Raw genomic sequence first — 15,365 nt, 5'->3', positions numbered from 1 at the left:
AGGCTTTGAGAATATTTTGAAATAAAGTTGAAATAGTTTTTTAAAGGAGAGGTTCCGTTGGCGAACGAAAATATTGTAATTAAAGGCGCGAGGGCGCACAATCTCAAAAACATCGATGTGACGATTCCACGTGACCGTTTCGTCGTGCTGACGGGACTGAGCGGCTCAGGTAAATCATCGCTTGCATTTGATACGATTTATGCTGAAGGACAACGGCGTTATGTTGAATCTTTGTCAGCTTATGCACGTCAGTTTTTGGGACAAATGGAGAAACCAGATGTGGATTCAATTGATGGTTTGTCCCCGGCGATATCTATAGATCAGAAGACAACAAGCCGGAACCCACGCTCCACGGTAGGTACAGTTACGGAGATTTATGACTATTTGCGGTTGCTCTTTGCACGTATTGGTCATCCCCATTGCCCAGAGCATGGTATTGAGATTACCTCCCAGACCGTTGAACAGATGGTAGACCGGATTATGCAGTATCCCGAGAAAACTCGGTTGCAGATCCTGGCGCCAATCATTTCAGGACGTAAAGGTGAGCATAAAGGACTCTTCACAGATATCTCTAAGCAAGGCTTCGTACGTGTGCGTGTGGACGGGGAACTAAGAGATCTGTCTGAGGATATTGAACTAGAAAAGAATAAAAAACATACAATAGAAGTTGTGGTAGACCGGATCGTTGTTAAAGACGATGTGGAGACCCGGCTGACGGATTCACTGGAGACGGCGCTTAAGCTTTCGGGCGGTAAAATCCTTGTGGATATCATCGGCCAGGAAGAGCTGCTTTTCAGCTCTAACTTTGCTTGTCCAATTTGTGGTTTTAGTATTGAAGAGTTGGCACCACGGATGTTCTCTTTCAACAGTCCGTTTGGAGCTTGTACAGAGTGTGATGGACTTGGCATGAAGATGGTGGTCGATCCAGACCTGCTTATTCCTGATGCTGAGAAATCCATCGAAGAAGGTGCTTTTTTAGCTTGGACTGGAAGTACTTCTAATTACTATCCGCAATTCCTAAAGTCGGTTTGTGAACACTTTAAAATTCCACAGAACGTTCCGGTAAGCAGTCTGACACCTGATCATATGAATAAATTACTGAACGGTACAGGCAGTGAGAAGGTCCGCTTCCGTTATGAAAATGATTTCGGTCAAAAGAAAGATGCGATGGTTGCTTTTGAAGGGATTATACCTAACCTCGAGCGGCGTTACCGTGAAACTGCTTCGGATGGTATTCGTGAATTTATCGAAGGGTTTATGAGTGCTAAGCCATGTCATGTATGTAAAGGTAAACGTCTGAAAAAAGAAATATTAGCTGTGACTATCAATGATCATAATATTTCTGATGTTACGGACCTTTCAATAGGAGACTGCCAGCATTGGTTTGAAGAGATAAAATTGAGCGAAAAAGAAACAGCCATCGCCAACCTCATTCTAAAAGAGATCTGCAATCGGCTTGGATTCCTTGTGAATGTAGGCTTGGATTATTTGACGCTTAGCCGTGCAGCGGGTTCGCTTTCCGGTGGTGAGGCGCAGCGTATTCGGTTGGCTACTCAGATCGGTTCAAGTCTCATGGGTGTATTGTACATTCTGGATGAGCCAAGTATTGGCTTGCATCAACGGGACAATGATCGCCTGATCTCTACGCTTGCGCATATGCGTGATTTAGGCAACACGCTGATTGTTGTAGAGCATGACGAAGATACGATGATGGCAGCGGATTATATTATTGATATTGGTCCGGGCGCAGGTATTCATGGTGGACAAGTTATGGCTCAAGGGACGCCAGAAGAGATTATGAAAGATCCAAATTCATTAACGGGTGAATATTTAAGTGGACGTAAATTTATTCCGGTTACCGCTAAACGCCGTCCTACCGATGATCGATGGGTAGAAATACGTGGTGCTAAAGAGAATAACCTGAAAAATGTGAATGTGAAGATTCCATTAGGTGTATTTACAGCGGTGACAGGTGTATCGGGTTCCGGTAAATCCTCGCTTATCAACGAGATTCTTTACAAGAGTTTAGCACGGCAGCTGAATAAGGCTGTGAAGGTGCGTCCTGGTCAGCATAAAGAAATTCGTGGACTAGAAAATCTCGATAAGGTTATTGAAATCGATCAGTCGCCAATCGGGCGGACACCGCGCTCCAACCCAGCAACTTATACAGGTGTATTCGATGACATCCGTGACCTATTCTCCAAGACAAATGAGGCTAAGGTACGTGGTTTCCAAAAGGGACGCTTCAGCTTTAACGTAAAAGGCGGACGTTGTGAAGCTTGCCGTGGAGACGGGATCATTAAGATTGAGATGCACTTCTTGCCGGACGTATACGTCCCTTGCGAAGTATGTAAAGGCAAACGGTATAACCGGGAAACACTAGAAGTGAAATATAAAGGCAAAAACATTTCAGATGTGTTAGAGATGACGGTAGAGGACGCAACAGAGTTTTTTGTAAATATCCCGCGTATCCATCGTAAAATGCAAACACTGATGGATGTAGGACTTGGTTATATTAAGATTGGTCAACCGGGAACCACTTTATCCGGTGGTGAAGCACAGCGGGTAAAATTGGCTTCTGAGCTCTACCGTCGCAGCACGGGTAAAACACTTTATATTTTGGATGAGCCTACGACAGGTCTGCATGTAGATGACATTGGTCGTCTGCTTGAGGTATTGCATCGTTTGGTGGATTCCGGAGAATCGGTTCTTGTTATTGAACATAATCTGGATGTAATCAAGACTGCGGATTATATCATCGATATGGGACCGGAAGGTGGTAGCGGCGGTGGTACCGTCCTGGCAACAGGAACACCGGAGAAGATCATTACTGTCACAGAGTCTTACACAGGTAAATATCTGAAGCCGGTTCTGATTCGTGATACAGAGCGGACCGAAGCGCTTATGCTTGAGACGGCGGAAACCAAATAAACAGTAAGTAATATAACCTATGTATAATAAGGCCTCGGTATCTTGCCGGGGCTTTTATTGTAGGTTGTAAGCAATAATTTCTTGAAGGGAAACATCTGACAACTAACAGCTAATAGCTAACCTCGTCCTCTAGAATGGAGTCAAAGCGACTTAAGGCGTTGTGGGATTATCTGGTAATTGTGCGAAAGATGGCTCATAGATATATGATGTGATATTTCTAGCAAAAGTTATACGAATTCTATAGAAAAAATGGATTTAATAATAGGCAAGGTAGGCATATGTAGGACATGTTCGTAGTAAGATTCAATGAGGAGTATTCTGTTGATAGGGTTAACAAGTAATTGATTAACGTTAGGGCCAAAAGTTCCTTGAAAACCGAATAATTAATCATCATATCACTCTATCAAATAACTGTTTGTTAGATTAGGGAAAACTTCCCTGAAAATCCGAGTTTTTAGATCATATAAGGTGAAATCCGGGAAAACCTCCCCAATTATCGGGTGAATTTACTCATATACCCGGTTTTCTAATGATTTTTAGGGAGGAATTCCCTGATAACCACAAAATGAACTGTTAATCGGACAATTTTAGGGAGAATTTCCCTAATTCATTAAAAACCTAAATTTAGAGCCCGGAATGTTAAGTTCTAAGTTCTAAGTTCTAAATTTCAATTCACTGCTCAATTTATTTCATCTCTAAAGCAGTTAACGGACTTTCTATTGTAACCTTCACGACGAAAGAGATGATTGGGCTCACAGCACTTTTTCACTATGTTGCACCCAATTGTCAGTGATTAATCTCATCAATATTACGGATTTTGCAGGGATAAAATATATTTTTTGCGACAAATACATAATTTTTCTACAAAACCTATTGCATCGCCCAAATGGTAGCGATAACATAGAAGGTGATATGGGGATTACTGGATCTTGCTTGACAACATTTTTGAGGAGGTAAGGTTATGCTGCTTGCAGAAGTTGCCGCGCAAGGACCGTCTAAATTTCATACCTTTGATGTGTTTATGATTTTATTTACCATCTTGATTTTGGTCGGGGTTGTTCGACTATTGAAAGCTCCCCAGAAGAACAAATTTGCCATTGGTTTTGGAGCCGTTAGCTTGCTGGTTTTTGTGATCTCTGACTATGCCATGGTGATGCATTGGTTAAGTTAATGAAAGAACTAAATTGAACAGCTTTGCACCAAAAGACTCCTTTAACGCCATGGGCGCATTGAAGGCGTCTTTTTTCAAATTATATAATGTTAAATTTATCCATTTGCAAAGAGAGGGTCTGGTGAGGAATGAGGAGTATTGGGGAGAAGCTGGTGAGGAAAGGATTGGGTCTATTACTGTGCGGCGTAGTGCTGTCGGGAGTATGGAGTCAGTCGGTGTTTGCTTTTGATAGTACTAGTAAGGTGGTTAGTAAAGCAGCGGCAGAAGATCCGATACCTGGAATTATTAAAAGTATCACTCCTTCTGTTGTGGGCATTATCGGCAAAGATGAGAGTGGCGGGAATAGTGGCCTGGATGATCGGTACAATCTGACGCATGGCTCCGGCATCATTGTGAAATCGAACGGATGGATTATAACCAATGCTCATGTAATCAAGGATCTGCAAAATGCCATAGTAGTCACTTCGGACTCCAAAACCTACAGCGTTAAAGAAACATATCTGGATGAAGTTAGTGATCTGGCGCTGATCAAAATCAATGCCACCCATTTAAAGCCCGCCAAGTTTATACCAGCGAATAGCAAAACAGTGGTTGGGGAGAAGGTTATTGCTATCGGAACACCGATTAGCTTTTCTCTACGAAATTCAGCGACTGTAGGCGTTATAAGTGGTCTTAACCGTGAGGTAGATGCGGCTTATCGTCTTATCCAGAGTGACACAGCGATTAATCCCGGAAATAGCGGAGGGCCGCTAGTAAATATGAAAGGTGAGGTGCTGGGAATCAACAGCCTGAAATACTCAGCGGTGGGTGTGGAAAATATGGGGTTTTCGATTCCAGCGAATACTGTGCAGTATATTATGAACCAGCTTTTAAAATATGGTGAGGTCCAGCATCCGAGTCTGGGGCTAGAGCTGGAGGCAAGCTGGTCTACGGTTGTGGGATTGCCAACGCTGGACCCGCTGTCCGTCACGAAGGTGGTGTCTTCAGAAGCACTCAAGTCAGGGATTGCTGAAGAGGACGTCTTATATAGCATCGACGGGCATCGTGTGGTCTCACTAGTTGATATTAATGAATTGTTCAAAAGCTACCTGCCGGGAGCAACTGTGCGGCTGGTTATGCAAAGCGATGGGGATATCGTCGTCCGTAAACTCGTGCTCACTCAAGGTGATCCGTTGTTAAGCGGAGATGATTATGAAACGGATGGGGACGAGCACGCGGAAGAGTGATCAGCAAACTGGAGAGGGGGACGGTAAATGGGCTTAAAAATTTTAAAGCAAGGATTTTGTGCGATGTTGGCCGTATTACTGCTATTTTCTATATTACCCATACAAACAGCATTAGCTTCAGAAGGAGACAAGCAACAGCTGAGTCTAAAAGTTGGTAGTACTTCAGCTACGGTGAATGGTAAGAAGGTGGCTATTGAGCGGCCTTATAGGGAGAACGGAACGGTTATGGTCCCGCTTGGGGTTTTTAAAAAGACGTTTGGCAGCAATGTTTCCTTAGAGCAGAACGATGTTGTAAAAGTAACCTACGGTACTCATTCAGGGGTGATGACGATTGGGAGTGATATCGCTTGGAAGGATGGAATCAAAGTTAAACTGGGCTCAGCGCCCCGGATGGTTTCAGATGTGCTGATGGTACCGCTACGTTTTATGGCTGATGTGTTAGGTGCGACCCTTACTCAAGGGAGTGGGGGTGAGCTTATGGTTACCCTAGTTCCTGTAGACAACGAAGAAGATACGCCAGAGGATACTGGGATTGACAGCGATGTTGGTAAGACTCAAATTGGAAACAGCTATTTTCAATGGACACTGAATTATCCCTCTGGGCTGATCGCTGGAAATAGCGGTGGGGATGAAAGTGTGGCTACCTTTTCAAGTGCGGACAATCTATATTATGTGGAGATTCATGTAAGTGACCAGGCGGTTGCGGTAGATGCGGAAGGGCTGCTGGAACAGCTGGTTCGGGAGGTCGAGGCAGGTGGGGAGTTGATATTGGATCGGGAGTCGTTCCCCAAAGCCGCGATACCTTATGCTAGATTGATCAGTAAAGATTCCAGTGGAGCGCTCTGGGAAAGTAGACTGTTATATGCTGAAGGTCGACTCTACGAGATTTATTTGACGGATAACAAAGCAGTTAATTATAAAGATTTTGCTAAATACACAGGATTACTTAACTCTTTCCAGCCTTCTTTTGATACTAAAAACAAAAAAATCCGTGATCTTTCTACGGTCAAAAATGGATTGCGTGACGCGTACAATGAGGACTATGGGATTTCGCTACAGGTTCCCGCAGATTGGAGTAAGGATGACCAGCATCTCTATTACGAGAGTAAGCAGGGAAGTCATCTGAGTGTGGCAGTTACCTCGGCACCTGCTGGTTCTACACTAGAGAGCTGGGCTGAAGATCTGAAAATGAAAACTAAAGAAAACTTTGTAGCGGATGCTTATATTCTGAAAGACAGCAACAAGTCGGAGATCTCGGGCGTATCCGCACAAATTAATGAGCTACAGCTAAATTACGGAAACGGTGTTACTACAGAATATCAAGCTCTCATACTCAAAAATGGGTATCGTTATTATTTTGAATATGTAACAGCTGCTGGGCAAGATGACGATAAGGCAAAATTCAAAGCCATCATATCCTCTATTGACATTGATTTTGATCTGCTGAAGGAGAACTTCGGGCGACTCGCTAGTGATGATTATAAGACGCTCAAAAATAAGACATTAACCAAAGTATCCAAAACCTACGGTTATGCCATTGATATTCCAAGTTTATGGACACCTTATCAGGATATTTTTGAGACACAGTCGATTGAATATCGCTTCAGCGGAGGACGTCTACAGATCAACTCAAAATCCGAGGGTTCAGTAGATTATACAGTTAATGTTCTCAAAGATGCTTATCAAAATAAAAATAATGATCCCAAAGGCCCTCGTATAGAAAGTGTAGTGGAGTCTACCTTTGCGGATGTCCCTGCTACGATCATAACTGCACATCAAATCAAAAATGGTATCCCTCTTCGCAGCAAGCAGGTTGTGTTTGGTAAAAATGATGTGGTCTACATGATTACCGTTACGCTGAATGATGCCAATGCCACTGCAGAACAGCAGGCTCTATTAGACAAGACGTTACAATCGTTTCGGTTTACAGGCAGCAAGTAGTTAAAAGAGTACCAATGTCGTAGCTGACACACGAATAGAAGCGTATAATTCAATCAGACGAAGAACGTCCCAGTTGCCGATTTGGCTTGGAGCGTTCTTTTTTTGTATAAAGAGGGAAAAGGGATTGGACCCAATGTTATCTTAGTTGGGCATAATGTGAATAACTAAAGGGTGGATTAGTGTATTCGATTTGATACAACATTCTATTGTATGTCACGATATTCCTAGTGAATTGTTGTAAATGTTGCAACTTTTTGTGCCAGTTGTCGATACTAGAGTGTGAGAATGATGCATTATGTACAACATTTAGTTGTCGAAGCGCTGAATTGGGCAATAAAGTTGCATGTTCTACAACATTCACGGAGTAAAGAGCAATAAGCAAGAAGTCAGCTTCCTGACAGCATTATGACTTTTATTCTATATAAATGTTGGTAAACGCATGGCGCTCAAGTGTGATATTTGATACAATTATCAAGTTAATCAACTAGAAATGACCCGTCAAATGGCGGTTTGGGAGGATATAAATGAAAGAGCAACAAATACGCAGAGAAGACGTGGAGCTATTGGCACCCGCAGGTGATTGGGACTGCATGCGTGCAGCGGTAGCAAACGGAGCGGATGCTATCTTTTTTGGCGTAGAGAAGTTTAATGCACGGGCCAGAGCGAACAACTTTCGCATGGACGAGCTGTCGGAAATTATGGCGTTTTTGCATAGCTATGGTGTGAAGGGCTTTTTGACCTTTAATATACTGGTTTTTGAAAATGAATTGTCTGATGCAAAAGAACTGATTGATGCATGCGTGGATGCTGGCGTGGACGCAGTAATTGTACAAGATTTAGGTTTGGTCAAAATGATCCGCGAAATCTCACCGGATTTCCCGATTCACGGATCGACACAGATGACCATTACTTCGCCGGAAGCGGTCGAGTTTACTAAACCTTTTAGTTTGGAACGTGTGGTATTAGGTCGTGAGAACAATCTGAAACAAATTCGTACGATCGGGGAGCAAGCCCGCCTGCCGATGGAAGTATTCGTACACGGTGCTTTATGTGTTTCCTACTCCGGTCAATGTCTGACCTCTGAAATGTGGGGCGGACGTTCTGCCAACCGCGGTGAATGTGCTCAGGCTTGTCGCCTGCCTTATGATCTGATGGTGGATGGTGAGGTAAAACCTATGGGAGACGTAACTTATTTGCTCTCTCCTAAGGACCTGGCAGCAATTGATCTAATGCCTGAGCTGATCGAGGCGGGTGTGACTTCTTTTAAAATCGAAGGTCGCCTCAAAAGCCCGGAATATGTAGCGAATGTAGTTAGTAAGTATCGTAAAGCGATTGATCGGTATTTTGAAGGCGATCTGTCTAAACCTTCGAAGGAGGAGGTGCGTGAGCTGCAACAAAGCTTCTCCCGCGGGTTTACACATGGTTTCCTGGATGGAACGAACAATAAGAAACTGGTAGACGGGACTTTCCCAAAAAGCCGTGGTGTATATTTGGGGACTGTTGAGCAAATTCTGCGTGACGGAGTGGTCTGCCGTATTCATGCACCGCTTAAGCGTGGGGACGGAATTGTTTTTGACGCTGGGGATCCGACGAAAAAAGAAGAAGGCGGTCGTGTCTACGACCTTCGTCGTAAAGGTGTGAAGCTGGAAGGCGAAGCCGGAGAAGGTTGGATCATCGACATCGTAGCCGGTCGTAATGATGTAGATCTTCGTCGTCTAAATGTCGGTGACCGCATTTGGAAGACAAATGACCCTGCGTTAGATAAGGCGCTGCGCCAGACTTATGAAACCGAAAAGCCGTACCGGGTATTTCCGGTACATGTTAGAGTGCAAGGCTGCGTCGGCGAGAAGCTGACGACTTGGTGGACGGACATTCAGAAGAACGTTACCGTCCGTGTGGACTCGGAGCTCGCGCTGGAAGCCGCGCAAAAGCGTCCGATGGATACCGCGCTGCTGGAAGAACAATTCGGCCGCCTGGGCGGGACCGTGTTCCAGCTTGACGCGTTGGAGTCGCATCTGCAAGGCGAAGTCATCGTCCCTATGCGCGAGCTGAACAGCATCCGCCGCCAAGCGGTGGAGCTGCTTGCGGGCGAGCGCCCGAAACCGCCCGTCTACGTGAAACGGGCGATCGAGGTTTACGGCGACGCCACCCGCAGGGGTGTCGCTCCGCAGCGCGCTGGTGAAGCGGAGCTCACCGCGCTGTGCCGCAGCCTGCCGCAGGTGCAGGCTGCGCTCGAGGCCGGCGTGAGAAACATCTACGCCGACTTCGAGTTTATCAAGCAGTTCCCGGCAGCGGTAGATGTGGTACGGGCTGCAGGGGCCAGCATAGCGCTGGCCACGCCGCGCATTCATATGCCGGGCGAGAACGGCTACCACGCGAATATTCTTCGCTTGCAGCCGGATGCTGTGCTCGTGCGTAATACAGGCGCGTTGTATTATTATCTGCGCCGCCGCCAGGAGCAACCGGATGCTGTGCATCCACGCCTGATTGGCGATTTCTCATTGAATATCGCCAATCATAAAGCAGTGGATTTGTTCCTTGAGGCAGGCTGTGACATAGTAACGCCATCCTATGACTTGAACATTCAACAGATGGTCGATCTGCTTGAGCACAGCGATACTTCCCGGATGGAGGTCGTTATCCATCAGCATTTGCCGATGTTCCATACTGAACACTGTGTGTACTGTACCTTTATGAGTGAAGGCACTGACTATACGAACTGTGGTCGTCCTTGTGAAGAGCACCGTGCTTCTTTGCAAGACCGTATTGGAATGTCACATCCAGTTCGTGTGGATGAAGGCTGCCGTAATACCGTCTATAACGCTGTTGAGCAGTCTGGTGCGGAGTATTTGAACAATTTCCGTGACCTAGGAGTATCTTCATACCGTGTGGAGTTCTTGGAAGAGACGCCAGAGCAAGTGGCTGAGGTAATCAGCCTCTACAGCCGCGCTCTGCGTGGTGAAATCTCTGGTACGCAGGTATGGAAGAGCCTAAAGGCTACTAACCAACTTGGCGTAACGCGTGGGCAATTGGTGAACGCGAAGTAATAAGAGTTAAGAGTTAAAGATAAGGGCTAAGTAACTACCAGGTAGATGCTGGTATTGCTTAGCCCTTTTTATTAGATTTGATCTCGTCCTCATCCTAATTTGCATATACTAAATAATAGTATATTATTGGGGCAGCAAAGTATTTAAAATAGCAATTTGATTATAATTCCTACCCTCTTATTTCATTGGAATAGATATACAAATATAACAAACACTCTGACATAAATGTGCTGTAACTGCTATAATTGAAAGAAATATGCCATTTTAGGGTACTTACAGATATGTAATTGAAAAGAGTATATGATAGAAGGAGTTAATGTGATGAAGATCCGTAAAGCGATTATTCCCGCCGCAGGTCTCGGCACTCGTTTTTTACCTGCAACTAAAGCAATGCCTAAAGAAATGCTACCGATTGTAGATAAACCGACGATCCAATATATTGTTGAAGAAGCTGTTGCTTCCGGGATCGAGGATATTATTATTGTAACAGGGAAAGGTAAACGTGCGATTGAAGACCACTTTGATAACTCTTTTGAACTGGAATTTAACTTAGCAGAGAAGCAGAAGTGGGAGCTGCTTGAATCTGTTCGTAAATCTTCCGAAATGGCAGATATCCACTACATTCGTCAAAAAGAACCAAGAGGTCTCGGACATGCAATTTGGTGTGCACGTAAATTCATAGGAAACGAACCGTTTGCTGTCCTGCTAGGCGATGATATTGTTGAAGCGAATAAACCTTGTCTCAAACAGATGATAGATGTTTATGACGAGTATAAATCTTCTATCGTGGGTGTTCAGCCTGTTCCATGGGAAGAAGTATCACGGTATGGTGTTGTAGATGCTTCGCCTTTGGCAGAACGGGTATATAAAGCTAATCGTCTAGTAGAAAAGCCAAAGAGAGAAGAGGCTCCTTCTAATCTAGCAATTTTAGGACGATACATCTTAACTCCACGTATCTTCGATATGCTAGGTGAGCAGCAGGTAGGTGTAGGTGGAGAGATCCAACTTACTGATGCGATAGCACGTCTAAGCGAGGTTGAACGAATTATTGCCTATGACTTTGAAGGTAAACGTCATGATGTGGGTGAGAAAATGGGCTTTATCCAGACTACCATTCATTATGCACTTCAACACGAGGAGCTTAAAGATGACTTGCTTCGTTATATGAAAGAGCTTGTCGAGAGCGAAGCAGCTAAGGTCGGGCTATAAGTAAATCTCATATAATCTAAAAAAAAGGCGCGCCGCTGTTATTACAGTGGCGCGCCTTTATGGTTTCTTTCTTTTATTAAAATTGTGAATTTGTAATGGCCTCAACTTGTGCTGCTTCCGCAGGATCAGCTGCGATCAGCGAATCGTATAGTGCCTGATCCTCGCCACCAGTTTTCGCCAGTGCAGCAAGGTACCAACGAGCAATCTCACGATTGGTTGCATCAGCGAAATCTTGGCTTAAGGCTGTTTTTAAGATGGAGGCTGCAATTTGTATCTTTCCAGACATATATTGCATTTTCCCTACCTTCAGTGTCACATCCGGAGTAAATGTCTTCGAAGGATCATTATCCGCAAGTACATGATCGTAGGCCAAAAGCCCAATAACAAAGCCAGCTTTCATGTTGTCTATTCTATCTGGATTATCTTGTTGTGCATAAGCTGCCTGCCCCAAATCAAATGAACGGCTGATGAGTGAACTGTACCAATTTATATCCCATGGAGTTTCACTGTTCATAATATCCGTGTAATTAGCATCTGAATTAAGCTTGAGAGTGGTCTTCGCCGCATCCTCTTGTCCGGATAAAAGTTGCATTTTGCCAACGTTTAAAGCAATAGTTGGCGTTACTGAGAAAGGACGCCCTTGCAGTTGTTCTGGTGGAAGAGTCTTCAGATGTTCAATCCCAGCTAGAACGTGGTTATATGCTTCTTGCACTTCATTGAAATACTCTTGTTTCTTTGTCTCATCCTTTTGATTAAGTGCTTGCTGACCTAAGGCAAAGGAACGGCTGATTATTGCATCATACCAATCGATATCCCAGTTGAACTTATCTGCGTTGTCACGGTAAATACCCAAGGCGACGTCGCTTTGACCTTTCAGATCGTAGTAGCTCACTAATTGGAGCAGAAGATTTTTGTTGTATGGCTCATCTTTGAGTGCGCGAGTTAATACACTGTATGCCTCGTCAAGGAACTGTTCCTGTTGTGTTTGACTAAATACCTGCTGATCCAAGGCCGATAGATAAATTGTCGATTCTGGATGACTTGGACGTTTGTTCAAAGTCTCAATCAATGGGGCTCTAAGCTCTTCGTAGGAAGTGCTATAACTTCTCAATTGTTTAGCTTTCAAAGCAGAGTTACTGGAGCCAATATAGCTGATTGACAAGAACACTAGGAACAAGGTTCCTAAAGAAAGCACAGCGAGGTATCCAAAACGGATGCCCGCTTTATTCCAATTTTTCCGCAGTGGCTTGCTATCCATAACGGAGGCCATTCCGGCAAGGCCAATAAAAACTAGTATGCCCATAAAGGCATAACTCATGTTGAAATCAAGTAGACTGTGCACAAGAATAGATAGAGCAATAATTAGATAGAAGAAACCATTCTCAAATTCGTTTTTATCCCGTTTTACATATCCACGAATATATTTATAGAAGATATACAGAATGAAGCTCATAAATATGATAAATCCAACAATACCTACTTCAATGAGGAATTGTAAGAAGAAGTTATGCACCTGCCGGCTTGTATAAGGGTTGTTCTGATAATGCTCATACAGCGAGGCCCAGCCTCCTCCACCAGCACCGAGGATCGGATAATCCTTAACTACCTTCAAGGCATCCTTATAAAAAGTAATCCGCTCGAGTACGCTATGTTGCTGGAAATTGATGTTCTCGAGGCGAGTCTCCATATTGTCAGGTAAGATGCTTTTTGCACTCGTACCGATAAGCAAGAAAGCTACAATAGCAATTAGAGCGACAGATCCGAGCGGAATCCAAAGACCTGTCCGTTTACGTGACGACACTTTCTCCAATTTCATATGTAACCATGGAGATACGAAACGTTGGATCATCCAGCCGATAATGGCAACAACTATTGAAGCACCCAGCAGGTATCCCCAACCCTTTAAGGCAGCGGATGAAGTGAAATTTGTATTTAACTCTAAGCCCAGATTGGTCACTGGAGTTGTAATTAGTAGCGAAGCAATACCAGCAACTCCTAGATGCAGAATCCAAAGGATTTGCTGTGCAGGTTTTAGGAATAGAAGTAGGAGTATGAATACTACAGGTAGCAGGACTAAGCCGCCACGAGATAACGTCAGTAAGATAGAAACAATGATAGGTACCAACATAAAGCTGTGTGTTAACGTTCCATACCAATTTTTAGAGCGAATAAGCGCGAATATCGCTACAAATAGAAAGGCCATCAAGAAGGCAGCGTACGTATTTGCGTACTGAAAGATCGAAGTCAGACGAAGTCCGTTAGAGTCAGTCATAACAGCATCTAAATAGACATCATTTCGGACGGTGTTTGAGAACCAACCTATAAGATCTCCTGCTAATTTACCACTGCCTAGCCAATTTAAAAGTCCAAAACCCACTATAAAATACGCAATCGCTAATATAGCATTTTGAATGACAACATTTACTTGCTTTTGCTTCATGAGATAAAAGGCTATAATGAAAACTGCGGCATATGTACACTGAATGAACAGCATATTCATCGCCGTATAATGCGAAACTGCGACAAACAGTGACAGAGCATAGGTCACAGGGAGCAATAATGCTGCCCAAGCTACTAAATCACTCTGCTCTTCAAGCTTGAATTTTTTGTAGTTCAAGCCAACACAGACTAGCAGCATCAGTGCGCTTAATAGTGCGGATACGTATATTGGCTTCTCGTAATCTACTAGCGATCCATTAAACAATCCCACTTGAAATGGGGTCCAACACAAAAATAGAATAAAACCAACAACTAATGCCCAAATCGGACTTGCTATCTTTTCAACATTTCTCGACTGAGCGGCGTTTTTACCGTATACTGGTTTCGACACGTTATAATCTCCTTTTCCTGTAATTACATGAGTATTAATAGCATACATGTAGTATTTTACTACAAGACTAGTAAACAGTAACAGTTATTCCTAAAGAATAATAACACTAATTAATGAACGAGGCGATCAATTTTGAAAGGCATAATATTAGCAGGAGGTTCTGGGACTAGGTTGTATCCACTAACAAGAGCTATATCAAAGCAGATGCTTCCGATTTACGATAAACCTATGATTTATTATCCGCTATCAGTTTTGATGTTGGCGGGTATAAAGGAAGTTTTAATTATATCTACTCCTCGAGACTTACCTTTTTTCGAAAATTTACTAGGAGATGGTTCAGCTTTAGGAATGAAGTTGATGTATAAAGTTCAAAGTGAACCCAATGGATTAGCGGAAGCGTTCATTTTGGGTGCTGATTTTATTGATGGTGATGCTGTTTCTCTTGTATTAGGAGATAATATCTTTTATGGTCTTAATTTCTCTAAGATATTGCAAGAATCCTCTAAACTAGAAGAAGGAGCCTTAATATTTGGCTGCTACGTAAATGACCCTAAAGCGTACGGTGTGGTAGAGTTTGATCAGGATAAGAGAGTGATTTCAATTGAAGAAAAACCACGAAATCCTAAATCGAATTTTGCAGTTCCTGGGCTCTATTTTTTCGACAAAGATGTTGTGCAAATCGCGCGTAACGTAGAACCATCTGCAAGAGGGGAATTAGAGATAACTTCTGTAATTGAAAAATATCTGGAGCAGGATAAATTAAAAGTTGAACTAATGGGAAGAGGTATGGCATGGCTAGATACGGGAACACATGACTCCTTACTGCAAGCTTCGAATTTTGTAGAGGCCATTCAGAAAAGACAAGGGCTTTATATATCTTGTGTTGAAGAAATAGCGTTTCGCATGAATTATATTGGGAAAGAACAGTTAGTAGCATTGGCGGAGCCTCTTTTGAAAACTGATTATGGAAAATACTTAATTGATGTTGCGGAAGGTAATGTCTGAGATTG

8 protein-coding genes are annotated in these 15,365 nt (G+C 43.5%); 7 read left to right on the top strand and 1 reads right to left on the bottom strand.

All coding sequences use genetic code 11. The annotated features are described in order from the left end of the window. Positions 1-57 precede the first annotated feature (57 nt). The 6 genes from uvrA to galU all read left to right on the top strand — a co-directional run bounded on the left by uvrA (position 58) and on the right by galU (position 11,525). A complete protein-coding gene (gene uvrA / locus MKZ16_RS29995; protein ID WP_036678625.1) occupies positions 58-2,931 on the top strand; it encodes an excinuclease ABC subunit UvrA in 2,874 nt (957 codons plus the stop codon). Between the two features lie 961 nt (positions 2,932-3,892). Beyond that, positions 3,893-4,102 (top strand): DUF2759 family protein, encoded by a 210-nt coding sequence (locus MKZ16_RS29990; RefSeq protein WP_036678627.1) that lies wholly within the window; start codon positions 3,893-3,895, stop codon positions 4,100-4,102. A gap of 164 nt (positions 4,103-4,266) precedes the next feature. Next, positions 4,267-5,328 carry a trypsin-like peptidase domain-containing protein gene (locus MKZ16_RS29985; protein ID WP_256718598.1) on the top strand — a complete coding sequence of 354 codons (1,062 nt, stop codon included), beginning with the start codon at positions 4,267-4,269 and terminating at the stop codon, positions 5,326-5,328. Positions 5,329-5,355: 27 nt separating this feature from the next. Then, positions 5,356-7,269: a stalk domain-containing protein gene (locus tag MKZ16_RS29980; RefSeq protein WP_076273720.1), complete on the top strand. Its 1,914-nt coding sequence runs from the start codon at positions 5,356-5,358 to the stop codon at positions 7,267-7,269. Positions 7,270-7,793: 524 nt separating this feature from the next. Further along, positions 7,794-10,316, top strand: a complete 2,523-nt coding sequence (locus tag MKZ16_RS29975; protein ID WP_076107096.1) for a U32 family peptidase — start codon at positions 7,794-7,796, stop codon at positions 10,314-10,316. A 321-nt stretch (positions 10,317-10,637) separates the two neighbouring features. After that, positions 10,638-11,525, top strand: coding sequence for a UTP--glucose-1-phosphate uridylyltransferase GalU (galU, locus tag MKZ16_RS29970; protein ID WP_036678633.1), 888 nt, complete (start codon positions 10,638-10,640; stop codon positions 11,523-11,525). 76 nt (positions 11,526-11,601) lie between these two features. Here galU and MKZ16_RS29965 read toward each other — a convergent pair whose 3' ends face one another. After that, a complete protein-coding gene (locus MKZ16_RS29965; RefSeq protein WP_076107098.1) occupies positions 11,602-14,355 on the bottom strand; it encodes an O-antigen ligase family protein in 2,754 nt (917 codons plus the stop codon). Between the two features lie 132 nt (positions 14,356-14,487). Between MKZ16_RS29965 and rfbA the strand changes: the two genes are divergently transcribed. Further along, positions 14,488-15,360, top strand: a complete 873-nt coding sequence (gene rfbA, locus MKZ16_RS29960) for a glucose-1-phosphate thymidylyltransferase RfbA (protein WP_038573503.1) — start codon at positions 14,488-14,490, stop codon at positions 15,358-15,360. Positions 15,361-15,365: the final 5 nt, after the last annotated feature.

It is taken from the genome of Paenibacillus sp. FSL R5-0928 (genome assembly GCF_037970385.1).
GTDB lineage: Bacteria > Bacillota > Bacilli > Paenibacillales > Paenibacillaceae > Paenibacillus_AQ > Paenibacillus_AQ odorifer.
This window is presented reverse-complemented; position numbering and strand designations above follow the sequence as displayed.

What these genes read in the sequence shown, in the direction of transcription:
- galU (WP_036678633.1), top strand. Translation starts at nt 10,638, where the DNA reads ATGAAGATCCGTAAAGCGATTATTCCCGCCGCAGGTCTCGGCACTCGT.
- MKZ16_RS29975 (WP_076107096.1), top strand. Translation starts at nt 7,794, where the DNA reads ATGAAAGAGCAACAAATACGCAGAGAAGACGTGGAGCTATTGGCACCC.
- MKZ16_RS29980 (WP_076273720.1), top strand. Translation starts at nt 5,356, where the DNA reads ATGGGCTTAAAAATTTTAAAGCAAGGATTTTGTGCGATGTTGGCCGTA.
- MKZ16_RS29990 (WP_036678627.1), top strand. Translation starts at nt 3,893, where the DNA reads ATGCTGCTTGCAGAAGTTGCCGCGCAAGGACCGTCTAAATTTCATACC.